Source organism: Lactiplantibacillus sp. YT640 (genome assembly GCF_049745435.1).
Lineage (GTDB): Bacteria > Bacillota > Bacilli > Lactobacillales > Lactobacillaceae > Lactiplantibacillus > Lactiplantibacillus plantarum.
The window spans coordinates 31,874-55,509 of sequence record NZ_JBMNVY010000012.1; the positions used below are offsets into that span (position 1 = coordinate 31,874).

A 23,636-nucleotide genomic window follows, 5' to 3' on the forward strand; every position below is an offset into this window, starting at 1 on the left:
CAAGACAATTAACAACCGTCACTTTTTAGGCTTGTTGACGTTTTTTTACTGATTGATCGCTTAAAACGTCATCAAAGGCGTGGAATTTCTCGATAATCGTGTCCGCTGAATTACGGAACTTAGCTTGTTCATCAGCAGTCAGAGCAAGCGTCGTCACACTCTCGACCCCATCTTTGCCAATGATTGCTGGCTGACCAACATACGTCCCAAAGGTCTCACTATACGCAGAGACCGGGCATGCTAAGCGAGCATTTGCAAAGACCGCTTCACTTAATTTAACCGCGCAAGTAGCAATGGCAAAACTGGTATACCCCTTACCAGAATGAACCGCCCAGCCACCATGGCGTGCAGCTGCCTCAAGTGCATCTAAGTCCAAATCATACTTATCAACTAAGGATGTAATTGGAATACCGTTAACCTGAACCGTTGACCACGCGCTGAATTGTGATTCGCCGTGTTCACCGTAAACATACCCGCTAATGTTTTTTGGATCACAGTTGAAGGCTTCTGCGACAACCTTTTGCATGCGCGCCGTATCCAAGAAAGTCCCAGTCCCAAAGACCTGTTGGCGTGATAATCCCGTTGCGCGTTGGAAATAGTGAGTAATTGCGTCGCACGGATTCATTGTATCGATGACCACGCCATTAAATTTGGTTGCTTTAACTTTCGGCGCGATATCTTGAACGATTTGCTTCGTATATTCAAATTCAGCCCACCGGTTACCGGAAGCGTGGTCTAACGCGTGAATGTTGCCGCTAGTAACAAACAAGATATCCGTGTCGTCTAATTCATGATAATCATTAATCTTAATAATCGTTCGACTATCTAACCGGGCTTGAGCATCTTGTAAATCTAGTTGTTCTGCGCGGGCCTTGGCCGCATTGGTATCAATCAAGATTAATTCATCCGCAATTCCTTTACAAACTAATGTATAAGCAATAGTCGCTCCAACGTGACCGACCCCAATAATCGCATATTTTCGCATAAGCTGAACCTCCGTTTTAATTATTAAGACGTTATGTAATAATCTCATCATCTTTTAATTTATGTGGTGATAACCTTACTGCTCCGGTTACTAATGGTCAACTGCTGAAAGCGCCTTATCTTTCATATCATCATTTTCTTAAGCAATAGCACGCACTATAGTTACCAATTCCCCTAATTAGTTTAAGATAATTAATCACTTGCCCCCCCATTGCCTAATTATTTTCATTACCGAACTAATCGCGACCACTCTTGGAAGTCACTTCCTACATTTCTGCCAATAAGCAACCTTGACCGGCTTTTGCTAAGAATTTACAAGGAGTCCACTCATGTTTTCAATAGTTTTGCGTCACAAAATCTAACATCAACAGTTCCATAATGACACCAAAGCCCGTTTGTAAGTTTAATATTTAACCTAAACACAAAAAAAGAGTGCGTCGCTCAATAATCAATGTTATAATTTCTAACATCAAATGGTATGGATAGGGGTTGGGAGTATGAACGCTGCAAATTCAACGTTTTTAGTGTTATCTAGTATATTGGTATTATTCATGACGCCCGGATTAGCATTTTTCTACGGTGGCTTAGTTTCCAAACGGAATGTCGTTAACACCATGTTATCCGTCTTCATGATTTGTGGCTTAGCAATCTTGTTATGGCTCGCATTCGGTTATTCACTATCTTTTTCCGGTGATTTAGGTGGCTTTGTCGGTAATCTCAAAGCCACTTGGTTGCATGGTGTGGACTTGACCGCGCTTACCGCGACAAAGATTCCCAACGGTTTATATCTCATCTTTCAAATGATGTTTGCCATTATCACGCCAGCACTATTTGTTGGCGCGGTGGTCGGCCGTATCCGTTTTAAATTCTTATTAGCCTTCATCATCTTCTGGTCACTCCTCATCTACTATCCAATGGTTCATATGGTTTGGGATAACGGTTTATTAGCTAAACTTGGCGTCATCGATTTCGCTGGTGGTACCGTCGTCCACATCAATGCTGGTATCACCGCTTTAGTCTTATCAGCATTCTTAGGTGCCCGCCACAAGTATGGCAAGGATATGACCCAGCACTATAACATCTTATGGGTATTGCTGGGGACCGCTATTTTATGGATCGGCTGGTACGGTTTCAATGCCGGTTCGGCGCTTGCCATGAACGACATCGCCATCCAAGCCTTCTTAACCACGACCGTTGCCACCGCCGCTTCCATGATGACGTGGATGGTCGTTGATATGCTAACCAAGGGCAAACCAACCCTAGTCGGTGTCTGCACCGGTACCCTTTGTGGTCTCGTTGCGATTACACCTGCTTGTGGCTACGTCACCATTTCTGGTGCCTTTTGGATTGGCCTTATCGCCACATTAACTAGTTACGGCTTCATTACGTTCATCAAACCACGCTTAGGTATCGATGATGCACTCGATGCCTTTGGATGCCACGGTGTTTCCGGCATGGTCGGCAGTATCATGACTGGGCTATTCGCTAGCAAAGCCGTTAATAACACAATTTCTCTAAACGGTCTTTTCTATGGTGGCGGCTTTAAATTATTCGGATTACAACTATTAGCAACGATCTTTACCATTGGCTTTACTACCATCGTTTGCATCGTCATTATCGTACTATTGAAACGAGTCATCAGAATGCGCGTTGACGAACAAGAGGAAGAACTCGGACTCGATCAAGGCGAACACGGCGAAGTCGCTGACTACACCGTTCAAATGAGTCACGACTTGACGAACATCCAACACCATAGCGATGAATTTCGTGGTCAGTTAGCGCAACTGCTAGATAAGCAACAACGATTCCGATAATCGGAATCATGGGCGTAATATGCACAGGTTTCAGTGCGTTCGAGAAAGCAGTCGCATGGCATTTCTATCAATGCTCAGTATCACAAGCGGGCATAAATCAGACGGGAGAAGACTGAGGATTAGCCTAACTAGGGAATTAAACGACGAGTTTGGCGTCATAACGGCGCTAATCCGAGGTTTTTTTCAGTGAGCTTATGCCCTGGATCTTTAAAACAAGCCTGATTTAACCAGACCCCCTTTCAGCAACATCAAGGATGCAAGAATATAAAAACGTGTCGCAAGAAATCATCTCAGATTTCTCGCAACACGTTTTTTGATTTGCTAATGTTTACTTGGCAGGTGCCGTGCGTCGATGTTTTAGTAACCGCCCGCCAGTAATGACCGTCGCAACTAAACAAATCCCTAACGAGACCATGAACGCAATGTGCATACCATCAATAAAGATCTCCGGGTGAGCTGGCAGGTATGACGTAACCTTATACCCCGCTGATTGACTCATTGCCGAATATAGTACGGTCGTGGCAACCGAAATTCCAACAATCATGCCTAATTCACGTGCCAACGCGTTAATCCCGCCAGCAACGCCCAAGTCCTTGACCGCCACTGAACTCATCACGATCGAATTATTAGGTGCCATGAAGATACCATTGCCAAATCCAACTAATCCGACGAATAATAAGAAGAACCAAAGTGGTGTTGCTAGCCCCACAACCATGTAACCCACTTGACTGATTGAAATCAGGACCAATCCCACGAACGTTAACAATTCTGGTCCGATCTTGTCAGAAATCGTCCCAGCAATCGGGGCGACCACCACTTGTACGATGGGGAATACCATCAAGGCGTAGCCCGCATAGTTTGCCGCTAGCCCCCGAGCATTTTCTAAATAAAACGGGGCAATCACGTTAAAGAAAAAGTTCGCAATAAAAATTAATAACGCACATAAGATACTAATGCTAAAACAGGCATTCTTAAATAATTGTAGCGCTAGCAGCGGATTTTCATGGCGCAACTCGACGCGAACAAAAATAATCAGCGTCACAATTGCCACTGCAAACAAGGCTAAGATAACCGGCTGCAAGAACCCAATCTGTTGCCCGATAAACACACCTGCAAATAGTGCAATCATGAGTACGGCAAATAGCCCCGCCCCGGTCTTATCCAATGGTTGTTGCGTCGTCGTAACGTCTTTTGGCAAAATCATTGCACCTAAAATCATCGCCAAGATTCCCACCGGAACGTTGATCCAGAAAATATAGCCCCAGCTCAAATGAGCTAGGATCAAACCACCGATACCGGGGCCAGCAATACTCCCCAATGCAACGAATGAGCCAATCATACCTAGCGCCCGGCCCCGTTCCTTAAACGGGAAAACTTCGGTAATAATCCCGTTGTTCGTACTCATCGTCATTGCCGCTCCGACTGCTTGAATACTGCGTGCAATTAGTAGAAATGGTAACCCCACACTGAATCCTGACAATAATGAGCCAATAATGAATAGTAAGGACCCGATTTTAAACACCCGAATCTTACCGTAAATATCACCTAATTTACCAAATAATAACAATAACGCACAAATCACAATCAAATAAATTGAGACGACCCATTCCGCCTGATTCATTGGAATCGCTAAATTCTTACTCATGACTGGCAAGGCAATGTTCACAATACTCCCATCTAACGTTGACATGAACGTAAATAAACATACCGCAACCAGTATCCACCAGCGATGCTTTTGAATTTGTGGATCAGTCGCAAACGACATTGTTTTCATCCCTTAACTTCCCCTCCATTGCGCAACTGGCGGTCAAGCCAGTCTAATTGTGCTTGGGCTCGTACCCGTTGTAACTCATTGACCATCAACGCATCTTGAATATCAGCGGCAAGCATGTGGGTATTCGTCATCACCCGTTTGTGCTGCGCCGTTAAGCGTGCGACCTGTCCCCGTGCAAATTGCTGAAAATCCAACAAGATTACTTGCTGCTGATCACGACTTAATAAATGTAAAAAATTCAGCTTTATTTGAAACGTTAACTGCGTTTGCTTGTTGAGCGCGACTGGCGTCATAACTAACTGCCAAAATTGCGTGCGACCAGCCGCTGTTATCGTGGCTAACTTTTGTGGCCGTTTATTAGTGGTCCGCTTAAACGCCAGTGTTAATTCTTCAGCCGCGGCTAACTTATCTAGCAACGGGTACAACGCGCCAAAACTAATGGTTAATTCTGAACCGACTACGTTTACCAGCGCTTTACGCAACTGGTAGCCCGTCATCGGATGATCCATCAACTGTCCTAAAATAAACAATTCATACATTAAATTCACCAATCCTTCGCGCTGTTAAGTATATATATATCTTTTAGATATATTGCAAGGTTCCAAACTGATTTTTTAATTATGCCCCTCCGTTACCGAATAACCCAGTTCACGTTTAATACTAGATTAAAACGGCTAAACATCAGCGCTTCTCAAATCGATTTTTAGGCAAAAAAATAGCACCTCTCAGGACGACATCATCGTTTGAGGTGCTATCTCATTTAATCATCACTTATGTTTCGATTTTTTATCTTTAATAAAGAAGTACCCGAATACTAACATGACCCCAATAGCCGGTACATCTAACGCATTAAAGGGGTTCTGAAATTGCGGTCCGGCCAAAATCACCAGTATTGCGACAAAACATAGCCCAATTAACCACCACCCGTATTTTTGAAAGAAACGGATAAAGGTACTGTCTGGAAATTTGAATTTGATATATTGTAATACCAATATTAATAGCACATAGGCGACAACATTTAAGAATAGTGGCATATCCATGATATGACCCCCTTTATGCTCTAGTATTAAGATAACCCACCAAATGGTATTCCAGGCGGAAAATAATCTAATGCTTATAACGAATATAACTAGATTGCTGAAGCATTACAAAAAATCAAGCTTAATTTAACCCGAAACCAACTCATAAATTGTGCATTGAAGTTTAGACATTTTCCTTTCAAATTGGTAGTACGGTCAGCCCAAGCTTATCCCCTCGAATTAAAGCATCAGCGGCCCCCAGTCCGAATAATGCGCGACGTTGTATTGTACTTTATTCCAACCAAAGCCAGCTTGAATTCACGCAAAAAATGGGTGATTGCCATCGCAATCACCCATCGATATTAGTATGTTAACTTAATGCAACCACTAACCAGCCGCCGTCACTTACTATTGAATAAGACCGACTGACTTTTAATATAATGATTGACTGGATGTAACAGTACTGTCGGATTCTCAATCGCCGAAGTAACCGAGTGACCTGAAACATTCACTAACGCAAAGAAGACGAACAGGACAATTGCCACTAACATGACGAGCTTGGTGGCAATCGTCATCTTTTCTGGCAAGATTTGCTTGTATAGCGTCCGATGAACTTGACGGCTAACTGCCTGCTTACTCTTATCGCTATCCTTAGCCTTTTCTTCGACTAATTGTCGTTCATAAGCGACAATGTCAAAGTCCGCTTGTTCCTTCTTCTTACCGACCTGATACTTCTTACGATAAGCCGCCGTTTGCGCTTTGAAATCCTTAGAGAATTTCCGGTAATGATCAACAGTTTCCTTGGTCTCGCCGACTTCTAAAAGATCCCCAAAGTGCATCCAAGCGACCCGGTCACAAAGTAATTCCACTTGCCGTAAATTATGGCTGACAAAGATAATGGTCTTCCCTTGCTTCTTGAATTCCATAATCTTATCCACACATTTTTGATAGAAGGTGTCATCACCAACCGAGAGTGCTTCATCAATAATCATGATGTCGGGATTGATATGCACCGCAATCGCAAATCCCAATCGTGACCGCATCCCGGTCGAATAGTCCTTAACTGGTTGACCAATAAAATCACCAATATCCGCGAAATCAACAATATCATCACGAACCGCTTGGATCTCTTTAATACTCAACCCTTGCATGAGTCCTTTCAACCGAATGTTTTCATCACCGGTTAAATTCCACTTTAAGCCGGCTCCGATTGAAATAATGGACGTATCACCGTGCACATCCACTGTCCCAGTCGTTTGAGGAATGATTCCCGAAATGATATTCGAAATCGTTGACTTACCAGAACCGTTGATTCCGATAATACCCAACGCTTCACCTGGTTTAACGTTTAAGCTGACCCCTTTTAGCGACCAAAACCGCGGGACATCAACATTACCAATGTTAAAAAAGTGTTTTAACTTATCGTTGTTACTACGATATAAATCATATTCTTTAGTGACATTATGCAATTCAACCTTATATTGATTTTCCATCAGTTCCGCCTCCTAAATCAAATCCACAAAGTTCGAACGGAACTTGTTATAGAGATACGTTCCAGTCAGAATCACAACGAGATTGAAGAGCCAAAAGACAATCGTCAACGTGATATTAGGCTGTTGCCAGATCCAACCACGATTAAGCAACGATTCCCGCATTCCGTTGAGCACGTAGTAGAACGGATTTAGTTCTAGTAGGCGCACAAAAACTGCGGGGAAGTTAGACGTTGTAAAGTTAAATAGCACCCCACTCATATAGAACAGCATCCGCAATACGGATTGAAGTGTGATATGCCAGTCACGAATCAGAACACTGACCGTGGCATTAAAAATCCCAAGTGAATACATTAATACGATCATACAACCAAAGTAGTAGATAAATTGAATCCAAGAAACTGAGGGCCAAATGCCATTAACGAACATCAGGAAGATTCCAAAAGCAATCATCGTCCAGAAACTATATAAGTTACCATAAATTTTAATTGACGGTAATACGTTGACTGGGAATTTCATCTTTGAAACTAACCCAACCTGACGATAAATGCTAGAAGACGCGTCCAGCGTCGTTTTGTTCATGTATAACCATGGTGCAATCCCGACAACCATCCATGGTAAATACGGGATTCCTGGCATCGGATCGCCACGTTTTAACGCGACCCCGAATACTAAGTAATAAATTCCGATTTGAATCAGTGGGTTTAGAAATTCCCACGCTAACCCAAGGTAATGGCTTTGGTATGTGGCCCGATCATCATACTTCGCCATTCGCCGAATAATCTTGAAATTGGCGAACTGATCGCCAATCGTCTTAAACATCGTAAACATAGTGCACTCCTTAAATGTATGTCGCAACACGATCAAGCGCCTCTTGAAAGGTCATGACAGATTTACGGTCAAGATAAACCGCAGACTACATTATAACGATAAACCTCGTTAATAGCACCGAAAATAACATTTTTTATTAAATATTTACCTATTATCAATAGATACTTATTGACCGATACTCCTATTTCGCAAGTAAAGAAAGCCCTTACATTTGTTGTGTTTTAAAAAAACCGTATGCGTTTATTTTGGCAATCATCATTTGAATATCGAATTGCACTTTAAGATCACTAGCTGTGAACGCATCATCGGAACACTATTTTTTATGTAGCGATGACCAGAACCGTGTTGTGTTGCACACATACCAAACAGCCGCACTCAATGCCGGTGACAGCGTCCGGGTGCAAGCGAAAACGGTTTTAAATTTGCAGAACAAGGCCCTTCTAATGAGATGAGCGACCTGAATAGCACGTGAGCATCCGTTTACTTACCTAGTCATAACACACTTACCAAACCAGCTGAATAATGACTTATAATGGCGTCTTCACCTCAAAAAGTGCTATGATGAGGGAACATTAACTAAGGGGGTTAGACACGATGAGTTCAATTATTGAGAATTTACAATTAGCCGCACAACAGGTTCACCTCATCAACCTATATCAAGCCAATAGCGAAGTGGTTTACACCGGCTACATCGACCGTCTGGCACCTGATGGCGTTGTCGTGAATACTTACGATGATGCTGGGCTCCAGGACGGCGCCGTCTTCATGCGCTACGACGTCATTGATGAAGTTGAAATGATGAGTGAAGACCTTGATAACATGGCCTTTCGCCTTGAAAATGCAACTACTGAAGGTTTGAACAGTGTGCCACAACCAACCGTAGCTTTAGACGATCAACGGCCAGTCCTAACACAGTTAGTCACCCAAGCCCAAACCGATCATCAAGTTGTGCTACTAGTCCTCGAAGACAACGAAAATTATTTAGAAGGTCAGGTCCAACAAGTCACTGACCAAACGATTACCTTTAAAACTTTTGACAAATTTAACTTTAAAAACAACGGGCAACAGGAAATTCCATTGGCTGCTATTCAGATCTTAGAGTTCTGCGGCAATGAGCTCTTATTGGAAAGCGCCTTTGTCAAGACCATCCATACGCATCGAGCAACCATCAAAGTTAGCGAGTTTGACGACGTTGATCATACTTTAAACAACGCCTTAAATGAGCACCAACTGATTGCAATTCGGTCAGCAGACGGGTCTGACATGTTCTTTGTTGGCTTCATTAACGCATTGAACGCTGATAGTGTCCTGCTCAATCTGATCGATATGACGGGCCAATTTGGGGGCTACACTCTTTGTCGCCGTTCACTAATTGAATCGGTGACAACCCAGTCCGACTATTTACAAACGATGCGTGGCTTTATTGAATTAAATCGCCAGTATGAGTTAAATGTTCAACCCGTCTTAAACGACGAACGGTTATTTGACGCCACAACTGATCTTTTTGATTCAATTTTGCGACAAGCCGCAACTTTCAATAACCTCGTTCACATCACGACAGAAAACCCCATGTTGCCAGCAATGACTGGCTATCCGGGAACGTTAACGAACGGGCACTTCATCTTCTATAACGTGGATGATGATAATCAAATTAATCATGTTGGCACGATGATCGAACTCGATCAGGTCGTTGAATTATCCTTTGGGTACATGGACGCGTACCTGTTAGAGAAGCGGTTAAAGAGCACCGGTAATTTATAATAATTCAATACCTCGAATCAAAATAACGCAACTGGCATTCACATGCCAGTTGCGTTATTTTGATACCGTTATTACAGCTCAATATTTCCGAGCAATCAAGAACGAGTTGCGCCCCCGTTGCATGAATTATGCTAAGCAAGTGACTGACTGTCATCATTAATGCTAAGAGGTCATCCTAACGATCGAATAAGTGCAGTTTTGCAATTCGCTGACAGGCTTCCGTGAAGCGGGGTTCATCAATCAAGAGTCCAACGCGCACATAGCCTTCGCCACCCGCGCCAAAGCCATTTCCTGGCGCCACCGCAACCGCCGCTTTATCCAACAGCAAATCGGCAAATGCTTCACTGGTATACCCTTCAGGGACTGGCATCCAAGCGTAAAATGAGCCCCCTGATGGGTAGGGCTCCCACCCAATCTTGCGGGCCGCCGTAAAGAACTGATTACGGCGTCGTTCATACAGCCCAACCAGTTCGTGGACCGTCTGTTGGTCACTGTTCAAGGCTGCAATCGCTGCATCTTGAATGGCCGGAAAGACGCTAACAAACAGATGATCCTGAATCAAATTTAAGGCTTCAATCATGTCAGCATTACCAGCGGCAAAACCAACGCGCCAACCTGCCATGTTAAAGGACTTAGATAACGTGTACATCTCAATTCCAACGTCTTTAGCCCCCGATGTCTGTAGGAAGCTCACTGGTCGCTGACCATCGAACCCAATTGCACCATAAGCAAAGTCATGAACGATACCAATCTGATGTTCATTTGCAAAATCCACCGTGTCTTGAAAAAACTGCGACGTTGCAACAGCACCAGTGGGATTATTCGGGTAATTCAGGTACAACAGCTTGGCCGCCGCAGCCACTTGTGGATCAACCTGCTGATAATCCGGTAAGAAATGATTGTCCGCTGTTAACCGTAGTAAAGCCAACTTCACCTGTGCCAACGTAATACCAGATAAATAGTCTGGGTAACCGGGGTCAGGTAAGATCATTGTATCGCCCGGATTTAGTAAGGCAAAGGGTAACTCGACCAACCCAATCTTACTGCCACCCAATACGGCAATCTCAGTCTCCGGGTCTAATTTCACACCGTACTCGCGTTCGTAAAAATCAGCCGCGGCTTGTTTGAATCGCGGCAAACCTCGAAACAACGAATACTTGTGATCCGCGGGATTGGCAGTTGCAGTCTGCATTGCTTTAACAACAAACTCAGGGGTGGGTTGGTCAGGATTGCCTTGACCTAAATTAATCACATCCGCACCGGCCGCCGCTTTGGCATTGACCTTTTTGACCAGATTCGCAAAGAACTGTTTTGGTAATTGCTGTAAAATTTTGGACTCTTCAAATTTCAAAATTAGTGCTTCCCTTCTGTCAATGGTTGTCAGTACTAATTTACAATCAACCATACTCTCAAGCCTAATTATGAGTTTTTAATTAGAATATGTCAATTTTTTAATTGTTTTTCTATTAATCACTAAATTCAGCCAAAACTACCAAAAATACGTCTCAATTTTACTTTTCAAAGTAAACCTGGTCATGCAACCGACACCGCGGGTTAAATGGCCGGTGACAGTGCGGGCATTGCCCCTCATGATACCGATCAACCGTCATTCGATAACGACAAGCACCACACATCACGGCTAAATCCGTCGGAGCGCTGGCCACAAAAGTATGCTGGCACAACGTATCATGGCACCGGTAACACGCGTAATAGCGTTGACATCGCCGACACCACAATGCCGCAATATCAGTTTCAAGGTGATAATGTTGGCACCGACCGGCAGCGTCTAAACCGATGCCGTAAATCACTGGTACCCACTCAGTCATACTGGTAACCCTACCCTGATCACTTCACCACTCGTAAATGTCCGCCGCTCCCCGGTCAACATGCGGACCACTAAGCCACCATGTTCATCGATATCTTCAGCCACCCCATTCACCACGGAATCGCCCACTTGAAGTGTCACTTGTTGACCCAACACTAGTGATTTAGCCCGATATGCTCGCAAAAAGTCGGCCGTAGCGTAGCATTTTGATAGCGCTACTAGTGCTGATAATAAGGCCGCTGCTAACCGATTGCGATCCACTGGTATGCTCGGGTCGACCGCCTGGGCACGGGCTTGCAATTCCCGCGGAAAATCGGTGGTCGTTAAATTGAGCCCCACACCGACAATAAAGGCCGTTGCGGAAGTCGATTCTAATTCCAAACTTGCTTCTGTGATAATGCCCCCGACCTTATGCTGATCAAGATAAATATCATTGACCCATTTCAACCCAAAGTTCTTATTAGGATAAAATTGCTGTAAAACATTCAAGACACTCACCGCGACACCAGTTGTCAGTAAACCCACATTGACCAATGCATTCGTGGGATTAGGAACAACCAAGCTAAAATACAGTCCAGTTTTGGCCGGTGAATAGAAGTCCCGGCCCAAACGGCCATAGCCAGCCGTCTGTTCGTCCGCGAAGAAGGCGGCAAACTGTGGCTGATGATGACTTAAAAAGCTCTTAGCTAGAATCTGAGTGGACGGCGTCTGGGCGACCACTTCAAGGGGCCCCGTAAATTGCCGTTGCCCATAGATTTGAATGGCTTTGGCATCCAAATTACGGCTTCCCAGATAACAGTAGCCCCGGTTTTTACGACTCTCAATCTGGTGTCCTTGCTTTCTCAAAGCATTGATTGCCTTCCAAATACTCTCACGACTACAGCCGACTGATTGGGCAAGCTGGTCCCCCGATTGCCACTCACCATGATGACGCAATAAAATTGTTAAGACTTGTTCTTTAGTTGTCATTATGACCTCCTGACCTGCCAATCACATTAGCTATTTACTAAGCTGGCAATCCAAAATCAACGATGGCCCGCACACGCCGGGCAATAAATACGGCCAAAGTCCCTTTAATGATGTCACCAGGAAGAAAGGCCACGTTCGACAGCAAGGCGACCGTCAAAGTCATATGAGACTGAACAGCTAGCCAACTAGCACCGATTACATCAACAAATAAGATACCAGCCAACCAGACAATGCCAACTTCTAGCCACCAATAACCACTTGTCATCGCCCGAGTTATTTTGATCAACGTTCCAATCAGCATTGGTGCCAGCAACCAAGCAACGAGATAGCCACCCGTTGGCCCGAGAAAAATCGCGGCACCCCCACGCCCCCCAGATAATAGGGGTAGTCCCAGTGCCACTAATCCTAAGAACAATCCAACTGCGATCGTCCCATATTTGCGGCCAAGTAACTCGGCGGCTAAAAAGATGCCCATATTCTGCAACACAATCGGGACGGGAATAAAGCCCACTGGAATTCCCGGAAAGAAACCTAATACAATAATCAAAGCGGTCACCATCGCCGTCTGGGTCAGGTGTTTAATCGTCTGTCGATTCGTCATCATCGCACCCCTGTTAATCAATTTAAACGCTATTATAAAACAACAGTAACCCAATATCAACATCATGGGTTACTGTTTAGAAAATAAAAAATCCCATGACCCTTGTTACTGATCATGGGATGATTGCACTATTCTTTTGGAATACGCTTTTCAACGTGATATTGACGTGCTTCTGGTCTTGGCGTATCTGCTGTCAGTAAGTCATCCGCGTAAAAAACCGAATAACCGTGATCCTGTTCTAGCGGCCGCGCAATCATGAGTCCGCGCTTACGTCCGTGACGCGCATTATAAATATCCGCACTACGGAGCGCTTCATTGTAGTCATGCGATTCTGAAATTGCGTCACCAGGATTAAATAAGACATTTTCATCCATTTGCCATCAGCTCCTTGTCCTCTTAATAACTTAATTATACACGCTGATACCGTCATAACGAAAGTTTAAAGATTGATATCAACATTATAGGTTAGTTTCGAGAGCGTTAAACCTTTGGTGACTAATTGACCAATCAAAGCTTGGGCTTTATCACGCATCTTTGCGACCATCACTTTATCTTGTTCAGTCAAGAAAGCCGTTAACTCGTCACCAGATAACTTCGCCGCTTGTTTATCGGTCGCAGCCACAAATTGACCCAGTTCGATTCGACATTCTTTCAAATAATCAATATCATCCTGAACGAAATCAGCATAGTGTGATTCAACAATCATTGATAGTGTCCGGTAGAGCCAGTAAGCACTATTCATATCATGTTTTAGCGGGGTGTTCGCAAAACTAGGATCAGTTTCAGAAACGTTCGCATGGAATGGGAGGTATGGCGCAAAAGCTGGTACCCCAAATGTCATCCACATAATCGCGCTTTGTTCTGCTGGTACGTCATTCCGCACTTGCATAACGTGTGAATTCTGCGTCCGATTCATTGAAATTGGCCGAAACTTTTTAGCTTCTGGTGTATTCAAGAAGGGATCGTACTTCGTTTCGTTATAATGAGAACCCAGTACAAATTCAACGTCGGCAACTGAAATCTTCTTGGCTGCGTGACAAATGAACGGTAGCTCACTCGACTGTGGATCTTGTTCGATCTCTGGATTGAAATAACGTTGGCCGTACCAGACCCGGGGAGTATTATAATGCCGGTCTTTTTCATTATCAGTACCGAAGATATGACGGAAGTTAAAACCTTCCTTGTCAGGGTTCAAATGGTGTTCCGCAACAAATTCTTGAATACCATCAGACCACATAAAGTTATCGGGATCATCAAAATCAACCCATTGAATCGCAACTTGGTTGGCAGCCACCGCGTAAGCATCATCCGGAATCCGTTGTGCAACCCAGTGGTGACCAGTGACGATCTCCATGTACCACACATCATCTTTATCATTGAACAAAACACCGTTACCTTCTGGCGAACCATATTTAGCGATCAACTGGCCCAAGTATTCAACCCCACCACGGGCAGAATCAATGAACGGCGTGAGCATGGTTGGCAATGAATCTTCTGCGAGACCATTCGGCACGAAGGGATCAAAAGTCAGCGTATGTTCATTACCATAAACACTTTCAGTTGAAGAAACACCAACGTTTTTTTCGTTAAAGCCATTTTCTTCAAAAACACCCTTTTCGGCGACTTCAATGTTCGGGACAGCTTGGTAACGGTAGCCATCTGCTGGAAGTGGTGCGGTAAACCCATTCTTCCCAGAAGTTAACGTTTCGTTGCGACCATGAACGGCGGGATGGACGATAAATTTTTGCGGTGTAATCGGCATAAACGTATCATCATTGCGGGCAATCATCGTTGAACCATCAACGGTCGCCTTCTTCCCAACTAAAATTGTGGTACAAGCTTGTTCGTACATGCAAGCATCTCCTGTCTTTAATTTCCGTGATCATTATTAATGATACACGCTCTAATTTAAAAAGCCACCATTGCGAAAGCGCTGACAGATAATTCTTACGCAATTTTAATTGCCGATAAATTTATCAATAGTCATAAATCTTTTCGTAATCTAATCAATAATTCTTAAATTTGAAAAATCATCGTCACATTTTCTTCACAATTCGTTGTTAATATGTATCTATAGCAATTAAGGATCCCCCTCCAAGATTGCTACTATAATAATTAACATTCTTTTCATTTACTCCTCCAAAGTAATGAAATCCGTCAAAGCGTAACAACTTTGACAGCTTGATGAGCGGCATGTGAACGTCCCCCCGCTTATATGAATAAACGCTCATCAAGTTATCAGCATATGATTCCCCGTCATATGCTGACCTACTCCTTTTGACCTTCGTATTCCCGTACGAAGGTTTTTTGTCGGCTTAAATACTTCAAGCGCTCCTTTAACTCCGTATTACTGAACCGCCCTCTAAAACGAGCTTATCCAAATAGTTACTGAGCGATATGCAGCATGAATTCACCATTTATCGCCATACTTTATCAACAATCCAAAACTCACCCACTATTTTATAACGGCCCTATCAATCTAACCAAAAACAGCATATAATTTAATTATTATCACATTAAAGGTGGGTCATCTATGCAAGAGGGATACTTAGATCAGCGCTTAATCGGTCAGCGCTTCATTATCAAACCGACCGATCTAACTGACGGCGTCGCATTCTATGGCATCTTGTACCATTTGCACGCCGCAACACCATTGCACACCGGCGATACCGTTGAAATCACGGCCGTCAGTGCTCATGGTCTAACGGTAACGATTATCGCACCACAACAATAGGGGGAAATTATTATGGTAGGTATCATCGTTGCAATTATTGTCATTCTACTGGTCGTTTTAGTCCTAATCGCTTCCATCCGCATCATCACCCAACCGAACCAAGGTGTCGTCTTAACATTTGGAAAGTTCGAGCGCGTCATTAGTTCCGGCTTTCACTTTATTAAACCGTTCATCTCACGTGTCATCACCGTTAACACGGCTCAGACACCCGTTGATCTTAATCAACAAGTCGTTATCACCAAAGATAACGCTGAAATCTCAGTTAAGATTTCGCTTAAGTACCACGTCACTAATATTGAAGACTTCGTTTTTAAAAACGAAGACTCCGTTCGTAGTATGATTCAAGATACCCGCGCGGCACTGCGTGGTATCATTGGGAACAAAGAATTAAACGAAGTCCTGAATGGGACGCAAGAAATCAATGCCGCCCTCTTCAAGGAGATCTCCTCCGTTACGGCGGGCTACGGTTTAAACGTTGACCGGGTCAATATTGATTCCGTTAACCCTTCGGCAGATATTCAGGCTTCCATGAATAAACTCCTGCAAGCTACGCGGGAACGGGATGCCACCATCGCAACTGCTGAAGGTAAGAGTAAGTCAATCACACTGGAAAATGAAGCCAATAACCGGGCCTTATTAGCCACCAATAAAGCCCAAAACGAAGCTTTAGTGAATAGTGCAAAGGCGAAAGCAACAGCCGTTCAAACTGAAGCAGATGCTGATGCTTACCGGACGCGGATCTTAAACGAAGCCTTGGCACAATCATCCGAAAACTACTTTATCTTCCAAAACACGGAAGCTGTCAAAGCCTTAGCGGACGGCAATGCCAACACCGTTGTTTTACCAAACCAAACGTTAGATAGCTTGGGCTTAATCCCAGCACTCACCAAGGTCAGCAAATTAACAACTAAGTAGCTTTTAATCAGGACAAACAATGCACAGCCTGCAGGTTGACGAACGCCACCTGCAGGCTTTTTTCTGATCAATCTAAGACCTAATCAATTTTGTAAACCTTTCCGTTAGGTTTAAGCGTGCAACTAGGTTAGAATTAGATTGTGCAAAACCATACTTAGAGGTGTTAATATTGAAACAACCTTGGCAAACAGCTTGGCCGGAACGAATTAGTTATGGGCTCAGTGATGCCGCGGATAACTTAGTCTTTCAGATGATGACCACATACTTATTATTCTTCTATACCGATGTTTACGGCCTATCCACGAGTGCAGCGGCGATTTTATTTGTCGTTGCGCGCTTAGCCGATGTCGTTGAAAGTCTGATTATCGGCGTCATGATTGACCATACCCATTCGTGCTTCGGTAAAAGCCGCCCGTTTTTCTTATGGTACGCGTTACCCTACGTCTTGTTCGCCGTTTTGACCTTTGTGACCCCGAATTTCGGAGCAACTGGTAAACTCGTCTGGGCTTATGTGACCTATTTAGGGTTAGGATTCTTCTATACCGCCGTCAACCTACCAATCACATCGATTTTACCAGCACTCTCCCAGAATGAACGTGAATTAACCTTACTAGGCGTGATTCGCCAATTCTTCGGTAGTAGCGTTCAAATTATCGTCGCTGTCTTCACCTTGCCACTAGTTGCTTTATTTGGTCAGGGTGATCAGCAACGAGGGTTTTTACTGACAATCGTTCTATTTGGCATTATTTCGTTGGTACTGATCCTCAACACCTTCTTCCAAGTCAAGGAACGCTTTAGTCAACCTGAGCGTCCGCACCAATCACTCAGTGCGGTGTGGGGCATGCTCAAGCAAAACCAGCCGTGGTTTATTTTATCCAGCGTGATTTTACTGTATTGGTTAACAACCGCCATCAAGAATCAAACGACCATCTACTACTTTAAATACTTGATTCAGCGTGAGGACTTAGTGCCAGTCGTTAACGGCTTTACGTTTGCGTCACTGATTGGTGTCATTTTGATTGTCCGCTTAGCCAACCACCACGGGAAAAAGAATACCATGTTGGCGGGTATCGCAATCGCCGCTGTGGGACAACTGATCCTCGGTCTCGGGACAGCCATCAATCAACTGGCCTTCGTCTTCGGTGGTACGTTGATCAACGCTGTCGGTAACGGTCTCATCATTGGTTTGGTCTCAATTATGATTGCTGATACGATCCGTTATGGCACGGCGCTTGGCATTCAAGCAGAAGGTATTTTAGCCTCTACTGATGACTTCGGCGTCAATGTCGGCTTAGGACTTGGTGGCCTAGTCACCGCCGGACTCTTTCATCTAAGCGGCTACACGGCCAATCATGCGCAAAATATCGCCACTCAGCATATGATTACCCTGAACTATGCGTGGTTACCATTATTACTTTACGTGGTGATGTTTATCGTATTAATTTTTTACAATGAGCAGCAATTGCAAGACGCGATTAATGTTTAGTTATCCGTTCTTAACACCAAAATGAGGTCAGTGACCCTCGGCATTCGAGAATCACTGACCTCACTTTTTCCTTCATTCAATTGGATACCAACAGCATCCCATTAAGTTACGATTATTTTAACAAACCGCAAAATTAAAAATCACGCTATAATCGGTTCCCCGATAATAGCAACCGGAAAAGGGCACACTAACACTGGCACTCCCAGGTGGTAAGTCAGTCCCAAGTTCTCCAAAAAAGCGCAGGAAAAAAGCCGACCCCGAGGAGTCGACTTTTTCTGAATCAAAAATCCAATTATTTAACAGCTGGAGTCTTGAACCAGCCAATCCGTGATGTAACAACATCAACGATGGCCTTCTTACCAGGTGCCAATAACTTACGAGGGTCGTAGCCCTTACCGATTTGGTCTGCGCCAGATTCGATGTAAGCACGAGTTGCATTGGCAAAAGCAACTTGGTTTTCGGTGTTAACGTTAACCTTGCTAATACCCAATTCAACAGCCTTAACGATTTGGTCCTTAGGAATACCAGAACCACCGTGAAGTACCAATGGCATCTTAACGGCTTCTGAGATTTCTTGAAGACGATCGAAGTGTAAGCCAGTCCAGTTTTCTGGGTACTTGCCGTGGATGTTACCAATCCCAGCGGCTAAGATGTCGATACCAGTAGCAGCTAAAGTCTTAGCTTCTTCAACATCAGCTAATTCACCTTCACCGATGATACCGTCTTCTTCACCACCAATTGAACCAACTTCGGCTTCAACAGAGATGCCCTTAGCATGAGCTAATTTGACGATTTCCTTAGTCTTTTCTAAGTTTTCGGCAAATGGTAGGTCATGGCCATCAAACATAACTGATGAGTAACCAACTTCGATACATTCCTTGGCAGCTTCGTAGTTACCGTGGTCTAAGTGCATAACAACAGGAACAGTGATGTTCATGCTTTCCATTTCATCAGCAACTAAGTCCATAACGAGCTTGTAGCCGCCCATGTACTTAGCAGCACCCATTGAAACTTGGATAATAACTGGGGTGTTAGTGTCTTGAGCACCCTTCAAGATGCAACGAGTCCATTCAAGGTTGTTTGTGTTGAACGCACCAATAGCATAATGGTTCTTGTATGCGTCTTGTGTCATATCAACAGCATTTACAAATGACATAAAATAACCCTCCTAGGTTAATTAAGAGATACGATTTTTGAATCACATTCATTTTAGCACATTTTACATAGGAGTGATAACCGATTTGTCATATTTATTAACCAACGATTCCCCGTCAATTCTTGCTTATTTGACAACCGCCCGTTTGTAAGCCCTTCCATTTATATAAAATCAGTTACAGATCAAGCCAAAAGTTGCTTTGAATTTAATCAATAATTAATTGTGAATATTATAACAGCAATCCGTTCGGTGAAAATGTAAGCGAACAGTTTATTTACATTTATATACGCTATTAAATCAATAATTATAGTGTTTTAAAAGCAATTTATGAAATTAAATATTAGCTATTTACATTTGTGAAAAAGTATTTATAATAGTGATTGTGAAATAAGAAACAAGTTGATTTTGCATAGGAGGAACCGTGAATGCTGAAAGAAATGGAAGAAACAACCGTATCACGTTCAATCGATCGGTTAGTCTTAAATGCTTCGTTAGCTGCCAACCGTCTTGAAGTCATGGACCAAAGTCAAGTTGATCAGGCTGTCGCTGCCATGGCCCGCGCTGCCCACGCTGCTCGTGGCATGCTGGCCGCTATGGCCGTCGAAGAAACGGGTCGCGGAAATTATCGTGATAAAGTTGCGAAGAACGACTTTGCAGCCAAAAACGTTTATAACTACATCAAGGATGACAAGACGGTCGGTATCATTAATGACGATCCAGTCAGTGGCGTGATGAAAGTTGCTGAACCAGTTGGAATTATTGCGGGGGTCACCCCAGTTACCAACCCAACATCAACCGTCATTTTCAATGCCATGTTAGCATTAAAGACTCGCAATCCCATTATTTTTGGTTTCCATCCCTTTGCACAAAAATCTTGTGTTGAAACTGGCCGAATCATCTGCGATGCTGCTATTGCCGCTGGCGCTCCTAAGGATTGGATTCAGTGGATCAAGACGCCTAGCCTTGAAGCAACCAACACCTTGATGAACCATCCGGGCGTCGCTACCATTATTGCAACTGGCGGTGCCGGCATGGTCAAGACCGCGTATTCAACTGGTAAACCGGCACTCGGTGTTGGCCCTGGTAACGTGCCATGCTTCATCGAGCAAACCGCAGACATTCAACAGGCAGTCAGTGATGTCGTCACTTCCAAGTCATTCGACAACGGCATGATCTGTGCTTCCGAATCAAACTTAATCGTTGCTGATCAGATCTATGATCAAGTTAAACGTGAATTAAGTCACAACGGTGTGTACTTTGTCGGTACCGAGAACTTCAAGGCCTTAGAAGCAACTGTCATGAACCTGGATAAACAGGCTGTTGACCCGAAAGTAGCTGGGCAAACGCCATGGCAAATCGCTCAGTGGGCTGGCTTTGATGTCCCATCCGATACCAAAGTATTAGCAGTTGAATTGCCTAGCATCGGTGGTGACCAAGTCTTATCACGAGAAAAGTTATCACCAGTCCTCGCCGTCGTTCATGCCAAGGATACTGAGGCCGGCTTCAACCTGATGAAACGCAGCCTAGCACTTGGCGGACTGGGACATACGGCCGCCTTGCATACGACCGACGAAGCTGTTATGAACAAGTTTGCCTTAGAAATGACTGCTTGTCGAGCATTGATCAACGTGCCGTCTTCACAAGGTGCCATTGGTTATAAATATGATAACGTCGCACCATCCTTAACACTCGGTTGTGGAACATGGGGGCATAACTCGATTTCACACAACTTGGAAGATTGGGATCTACTAAATATTAAGACCGTTGCAAAACGCTTAACTAAGATTCGCTAAAGTTTCATCAATCAGGATAATAAATTTAAAATTGCCGCTAACAAATGCGCCCGCTGAAGTCAGTCTGCTTAACTTCAACGGGCGCATTTTAGATTTATGACCAAGTTAAGCCAACTTCTTAACCGTCCACGCATCGCGAAAACGATCCGGTCGGTACAGAAACCACCGCCCCAAACTCCAAGTTAGATAGGCAACGACCAGCGCCATTATAATCCCAGTCGATAATGGCATATGCGCATGATAGTTATCCGTTAGCAACCCTAAAACACCATTACCAAATTGTGAACAGCAAATTGCAACAATTAGATAAATAATTGAAAAGCCCAGGACGGCTCCGCGCCACTGCGGAAAGCGGAAAAAATCCCCACTATTTTCCAAAGATAAATGCTCAAACGCCCAGCGGTTAAGCAAATACAGGCCGCCACCGATAACACCACAAATCACCCAAGTGGTTAGTAAGCCCCCGGGTTTCCAGCTCGGCAGCTGACCTAAAACATCCACCTGCTCATATTTAAGCTTCGTTAATCCTGCAGCAAGATTGATCAAGCCATCATATGCAAAGGGCAAGCTACAAACGAAGACAAATGTCGCAAGCGCACTCGCAAAGATATGGCCAACCCATAACCCGAACGTAGCGGCTAATAATCCAAACACTAACATTACTGCCAGGATTCCAAGTTCTTCATACAATGTCGTAAGCCAATCAATCCGCACCTGCTGTTTAGCCAACACGCGCCAAGCAATCAGTCCAAAAACAGCTTCCGCCAACATGTATGCGCTGACCAACATCCCAATAAGTAACCCGATCTTACGCCGATAAATTTGCTTTCGAGCGACCGGCAAACTAAATAAATATTGATTAAAATTCGTGAAATTATCGCTTAAGAATAGTGCGACTCCTAGCACCAGACTAACGATGATGGCGACCACCGTTTCCATCCGAAGATGAGTGGCTTCCATCAACGCAAAACTACTGACATTTTGTGCAACATACCGTGACGGATTATGGGCAATACTGTAGCCTTCCTTTATGCCTACTAGTAGTAAGACACCGCCCGCCGTTAATAACAACGTGCGATAGTGGCGCCATAACAACTGCCATAACTTTCGTTTCGTCATTTTATCGTCCCCCTAAGATAATAATTCAAAGTCAGCTTCATCCGTCAGATTAGCCATAAACAAGTCTGCTAATGAGAGTGGTAAATCTTCTTGAAATACCGGGTTAGTTGTCGCTAATTGCGCCTGGACCTCAGCATTATAATCTTCAAACACTACCACGATAACCCGACCAGAAACGTGTACAATATGGCCTAATTGTTTAACAACGGCTGGAATCTGCTTGTCACGATACACTAATTGAACTTTTCGTGCACTTCGTCGCATGGCTTCTAATTGATAGTCATTGACAATGCGACCGTGTTTAAGCATCAACGCGCGGTCAATAACCCCCTCTAATTCAGCCAAATTATGTGACGCAATCACGATTGAACGGTTTCCCGTAGCCACTTCATCAATTAGAATACCAAGAATGTTTTTTCGAATTAGGACATCCAAACCATCTAGCGGCTCATCCAAAAAGAGATACGGCGCTTGCGTCGCAACACTGAGAATGATTGTAAACAAACCAAACATTCCCTTAGAGAAATGGCGTAATTTTTGTTTGGACGTCAGATGATAACGGTCTAACAATTGCGCAAATTCGGCATTATCAAAGTCCGGGTAAGCAGCTTGATAATACCACTGGATTTGCGCAATCGTCGCGCCTTTAAAAAAATTTGCCAGTGGATCAATAAAACACAGTTGCGTCCGCATTTCCGGTTGATCAACAACCTCTTGCCCATCAACCAGGACCTGACCATGATCCGTGAGGTACTGCCCATTGATTGTCCGAAAAAGGGTTGTTTTCCCAACCCCGTTACGGCCAACAACACCGACGATTTGACCAAGTCCAATCTCAAAACTAATGCCATCTAACGTCTGGTGATGGTCAATGCGCTTACTTAACTGATTAATCACTAAACTCATTATTTTTCCCCCATTTGATCAAGCCAGCCATGCAATTCAGCAATACTGACGCCTCTTTGACCCGCTAGCCTGACAATTTGTGTAAACTGTTCCCGTAATTCTTGTCGGAACAGCGTTGAATCCACCACTTTAACGTACGTGCCTTTTCCCGGAACCGTCTCGATAATTTGCTGTGTCTCCAGTCGCTTATAGGCTTTACTGACCGTATTCGGATTCAGCAAGTGTTGACGAGCCATTTCACGCACCGACGGCAGTTGTTCACCACTTTGTAACACACCATGAGCAATATCTTGTTCAATACCGGTTACTATCTGAGCGTAATACGGTTGTCGGCTTCCATGATCAATTTGCATGGCCCACCTCCATTTAATACACAGTCGTTACTTCGCTTACGTTAAATAGTACAGTATAGTACAGTTATAAACAAGCTAAGAAAACGTTAAAATCAGGCCACTTGTA

Annotated in this window: 22 protein-coding genes; 6 read left to right on the top strand and 16 right to left on the bottom strand. The window is 44.0% G+C overall.

Going from position 1 to position 23,636, the window contains the following annotated elements; genetic code table 11:
* Positions 1–25: 25 nt before the first annotated feature.
* Entirely contained in the window at positions 26–985 is a 960-nt protein-coding gene (locus ACOV1R_RS09150; protein ID WP_015379746.1) for an L-lactate dehydrogenase, read from the bottom strand.
* 496 nt (positions 986–1,481) lie between these two features.
* Here ACOV1R_RS09150 and ACOV1R_RS09155 point away from each other — a divergent pair, with 496 nt between their 5' ends.
* The gene (locus ACOV1R_RS09155; protein ID WP_016511449.1) at positions 1,482–2,798 is read left to right on the top strand and encodes an ammonium transporter; all 1,317 of its coding nucleotides are present in this window, start codon (positions 1,482–1,484) and stop codon (positions 2,796–2,798) included.
* Between the two features lie 328 nt (positions 2,799–3,126).
* Here the strand turns inward: ACOV1R_RS09155 and ACOV1R_RS09160 are convergent, their stop codons facing one another.
* The 5 genes from ACOV1R_RS09160 to ACOV1R_RS09180 form a co-directional block, all read right to left on the bottom strand.
* Positions 3,127–4,572, bottom strand: coding sequence for an MFS transporter (locus ACOV1R_RS09160; RefSeq protein ID WP_097558094.1), 1,446 nt, complete (start codon positions 4,570–4,572; stop codon positions 3,127–3,129).
* Positions 4,569–5,111 carry a PadR family transcriptional regulator gene (locus ACOV1R_RS09165; RefSeq protein ID WP_003646434.1) on the bottom strand — a complete coding sequence of 181 codons (543 nt, stop codon included), beginning with the start codon at positions 5,109–5,111 and terminating at the stop codon, positions 4,569–4,571. The genes ACOV1R_RS09160 and ACOV1R_RS09165 overlap by 4 nt, the downstream gene beginning before the upstream one ends.
* Before the next feature lie 228 nt (positions 5,112–5,339).
* Positions 5,340–5,612: a hypothetical protein gene (locus ACOV1R_RS09170; RefSeq protein WP_015379742.1), complete on the bottom strand. Its 273-nt coding sequence runs from the start codon at positions 5,610–5,612 to the stop codon at positions 5,340–5,342.
* A gap of 380 nt (positions 5,613–5,992) precedes the next feature.
* The gene (locus ACOV1R_RS09175) at positions 5,993–7,084 is read right to left on the bottom strand and encodes an ABC transporter ATP-binding protein (protein ID WP_003641921.1); all 1,092 of its coding nucleotides are present in this window, start codon (positions 7,082–7,084) and stop codon (positions 5,993–5,995) included.
* A 12-nt stretch (positions 7,085–7,096) separates the two neighbouring features.
* Positions 7,097–7,912: an ABC transporter permease gene (locus ACOV1R_RS09180; protein WP_003641920.1), complete on the bottom strand. Its 816-nt coding sequence runs from the start codon at positions 7,910–7,912 to the stop codon at positions 7,097–7,099.
* Positions 7,913–8,506: 594 nt separating this feature from the next.
* Here ACOV1R_RS09180 and ACOV1R_RS09185 point away from each other — a divergent pair.
* Entirely contained in the window at positions 8,507–9,673 is a 1,167-nt protein-coding gene (locus tag ACOV1R_RS09185; protein ID WP_011100969.1) for a hypothetical protein, read from the top strand.
* A gap of 175 nt (positions 9,674–9,848) precedes the next feature.
* On the opposite strand, the gene ACOV1R_RS09190 is transcribed toward ACOV1R_RS09185, so the two are convergent.
* From ACOV1R_RS09190 to ACOV1R_RS09215, 6 genes are all read right to left on the bottom strand, one after another.
* Positions 9,849–11,024, bottom strand: coding sequence for a pyridoxal phosphate-dependent aminotransferase (locus ACOV1R_RS09190; protein WP_016511446.1), 1,176 nt, complete (start codon positions 11,022–11,024; stop codon positions 9,849–9,851).
* Positions 11,025–11,184: 160 nt separating this feature from the next.
* Positions 11,185–11,499: a CHY zinc finger family protein gene (locus ACOV1R_RS09195; protein ID WP_015379739.1), complete on the bottom strand. Its 315-nt coding sequence runs from the start codon at positions 11,497–11,499 to the stop codon at positions 11,185–11,187.
* Positions 11,496–12,467 carry a biotin--[acetyl-CoA-carboxylase] ligase gene (locus tag ACOV1R_RS09200; protein ID WP_128485137.1) on the bottom strand — a complete coding sequence of 324 codons (972 nt, stop codon included), beginning with the start codon at positions 12,465–12,467 and terminating at the stop codon, positions 11,496–11,498. Before ACOV1R_RS09200 ends, ACOV1R_RS09195 begins: the two co-directional genes overlap by 4 nt.
* Before the next feature lie 37 nt (positions 12,468–12,504).
* Positions 12,505–13,068, bottom strand: coding sequence for a biotin transporter BioY (locus ACOV1R_RS09205; RefSeq protein ID WP_097558093.1), 564 nt, complete (start codon positions 13,066–13,068; stop codon positions 12,505–12,507).
* Between the two features lie 128 nt (positions 13,069–13,196).
* The gene (locus tag ACOV1R_RS09210; RefSeq protein WP_003641910.1) at positions 13,197–13,442 is read right to left on the bottom strand and encodes a hypothetical protein; all 246 of its coding nucleotides are present in this window, start codon (positions 13,440–13,442) and stop codon (positions 13,197–13,199) included.
* Positions 13,443–13,507: 65 nt separating this feature from the next.
* On the bottom strand, positions 13,508–14,920 hold the full coding sequence (locus ACOV1R_RS09215) for a C69 family dipeptidase (protein WP_015379736.1): 1,413 nt from the start codon (positions 14,918–14,920) through the stop codon (positions 13,508–13,510).
* A gap of 681 nt (positions 14,921–15,601) precedes the next feature.
* Between ACOV1R_RS09215 and ACOV1R_RS09220 the strand changes: the two genes are divergently transcribed.
* The 3 genes from ACOV1R_RS09220 to ACOV1R_RS09230 all read left to right on the top strand — a co-directional run bounded on the left by ACOV1R_RS09220 (position 15,602) and on the right by ACOV1R_RS09230 (position 18,203).
* Positions 15,602–15,802, top strand: a complete 201-nt coding sequence (locus ACOV1R_RS09220; RefSeq protein ID WP_003643747.1) for a hypothetical protein — start codon at positions 15,602–15,604, stop codon at positions 15,800–15,802.
* Positions 15,803–15,814: 12 nt separating this feature from the next.
* Positions 15,815–16,717 (top strand): SPFH domain-containing protein, encoded by a 903-nt coding sequence (locus ACOV1R_RS09225; protein ID WP_003643746.1) that lies wholly within the window; start codon positions 15,815–15,817, stop codon positions 16,715–16,717.
* 169 nt (positions 16,718–16,886) lie between these two features.
* Entirely contained in the window at positions 16,887–18,203 is a 1,317-nt protein-coding gene (locus ACOV1R_RS09230; RefSeq protein ID WP_097558092.1) for an MFS transporter, read from the top strand.
* 292 nt (positions 18,204–18,495) lie between these two features.
* Here the strand turns inward: ACOV1R_RS09230 and fba are convergent, their stop codons facing one another.
* Complete coding sequence (gene fba / locus ACOV1R_RS09235) at positions 18,496–19,359, bottom strand: class II fructose-1,6-bisphosphate aldolase (RefSeq protein WP_003641904.1); 864 nt, start codon at positions 19,357–19,359, stop codon at positions 18,496–18,498.
* Between the two features lie 425 nt (positions 19,360–19,784).
* On the opposite strand from fba, the gene ACOV1R_RS09240 reads away from it, so the two are divergent.
* Positions 19,785–21,152 (top strand): aldehyde dehydrogenase family protein, encoded by a 1,368-nt coding sequence (locus tag ACOV1R_RS09240; protein WP_015379735.1) that lies wholly within the window; start codon positions 19,785–19,787, stop codon positions 21,150–21,152.
* 105 nt (positions 21,153–21,257) lie between these two features.
* On the opposite strand, the gene ACOV1R_RS09245 is transcribed toward ACOV1R_RS09240, so the two are convergent.
* Genes ACOV1R_RS09245 through ACOV1R_RS09255 form a run of 3 tightly spaced genes read right to left on the bottom strand, consistent with a single transcriptional unit; the run spans position 21,258 to position 23,530 of the window.
* On the bottom strand, positions 21,258–22,271 hold the full coding sequence (locus ACOV1R_RS09245; protein ID WP_003641902.1) for an ABC-2 transporter permease: 1,014 nt from the start codon (positions 22,269–22,271) through the stop codon (positions 21,258–21,260).
* Between the two features lie 12 nt (positions 22,272–22,283).
* Entirely contained in the window at positions 22,284–23,177 is an 894-nt protein-coding gene (locus tag ACOV1R_RS09250) for an ATP-binding cassette domain-containing protein (RefSeq protein ID WP_015379734.1), read from the bottom strand.
* Positions 23,177–23,530 carry a GntR family transcriptional regulator gene (locus ACOV1R_RS09255; protein WP_003641900.1) on the bottom strand — a complete coding sequence of 118 codons (354 nt, stop codon included), beginning with the start codon at positions 23,528–23,530 and terminating at the stop codon, positions 23,177–23,179. Before ACOV1R_RS09255 ends, ACOV1R_RS09250 begins: the two co-directional genes overlap by 1 nt.
* Positions 23,531–23,636: the final 106 nt, after the last annotated feature.

Bases quoted from the DNA above. Each gene is read 5' to 3' on its own strand.
- ACOV1R_RS09250 (WP_015379734.1), bottom strand. From the start codon at position 23,177: ATGAGTTTAGTGATTAATCAGTTAAGTAAGCGCATTGACCATCACCAG.
- ACOV1R_RS09200 (WP_128485137.1), bottom strand. From the start codon at position 12,467: ATGACAACTAAAGAACAAGTCTTAACAATTTTATTGCGTCATCATGGT.
- ACOV1R_RS09180 (WP_003641920.1), bottom strand. From the start codon at position 7,912: ATGTTTACGATGTTTAAGACGATTGGCGATCAGTTCGCCAATTTCAAG.
- ACOV1R_RS09220 (WP_003643747.1), top strand. From the start codon at position 15,602: ATGCAAGAGGGATACTTAGATCAGCGCTTAATCGGTCAGCGCTTCATT.
- ACOV1R_RS09205 (WP_097558093.1), bottom strand. From the start codon at position 13,068: ATGACGAATCGACAGACGATTAAACACCTGACCCAGACGGCGATGGTG.
- ACOV1R_RS09210 (WP_003641910.1), bottom strand. From the start codon at position 13,442: ATGGATGAAAATGTCTTATTTAATCCTGGTGACGCAATTTCAGAATCG.
- fba (WP_003641904.1), bottom strand. From the start codon at position 19,359: ATGTCATTTGTAAATGCTGTTGATATGACACAAGACGCATACAAGAAC.
- ACOV1R_RS09185 (WP_011100969.1), top strand. From the start codon at position 8,507: ATGAGTTCAATTATTGAGAATTTACAATTAGCCGCACAACAGGTTCAC.
- ACOV1R_RS09155 (WP_016511449.1), top strand. From the start codon at position 1,482: ATGAACGCTGCAAATTCAACGTTTTTAGTGTTATCTAGTATATTGGTA.
- ACOV1R_RS09245 (WP_003641902.1), bottom strand. From the start codon at position 22,271: ATGACGAAACGAAAGTTATGGCAGTTGTTATGGCGCCACTATCGCACG.
- ACOV1R_RS09215 (WP_015379736.1), bottom strand. From the start codon at position 14,920: ATGTACGAACAAGCTTGTACCACAATTTTAGTTGGGAAGAAGGCGACC.
- ACOV1R_RS09225 (WP_003643746.1), top strand. From the start codon at position 15,815: ATGGTAGGTATCATCGTTGCAATTATTGTCATTCTACTGGTCGTTTTA.
- ACOV1R_RS09240 (WP_015379735.1), top strand. From the start codon at position 19,785: ATGCTGAAAGAAATGGAAGAAACAACCGTATCACGTTCAATCGATCGG.
- ACOV1R_RS09150 (WP_015379746.1), bottom strand. From the start codon at position 985: ATGCGAAAATATGCGATTATTGGGGTCGGTCACGTTGGAGCGACTATT.
- ACOV1R_RS09160 (WP_097558094.1), bottom strand. From the start codon at position 4,572: ATGAAAACAATGTCGTTTGCGACTGATCCACAAATTCAAAAGCATCGC.
- ACOV1R_RS09255 (WP_003641900.1), bottom strand. From the start codon at position 23,530: ATGCAAATTGATCATGGAAGCCGACAACCGTATTACGCTCAGATAGTA.
- ACOV1R_RS09195 (WP_015379739.1), bottom strand. From the start codon at position 11,499: ATGACTGAGTGGGTACCAGTGATTTACGGCATCGGTTTAGACGCTGCC.
- ACOV1R_RS09175 (WP_003641921.1), bottom strand. From the start codon at position 7,084: ATGGAAAATCAATATAAGGTTGAATTGCATAATGTCACTAAAGAATAT.
- ACOV1R_RS09170 (WP_015379742.1), bottom strand. From the start codon at position 5,612: ATGGATATGCCACTATTCTTAAATGTTGTCGCCTATGTGCTATTAATA.
- ACOV1R_RS09165 (WP_003646434.1), bottom strand. From the start codon at position 5,111: ATGTATGAATTGTTTATTTTAGGACAGTTGATGGATCATCCGATGACG.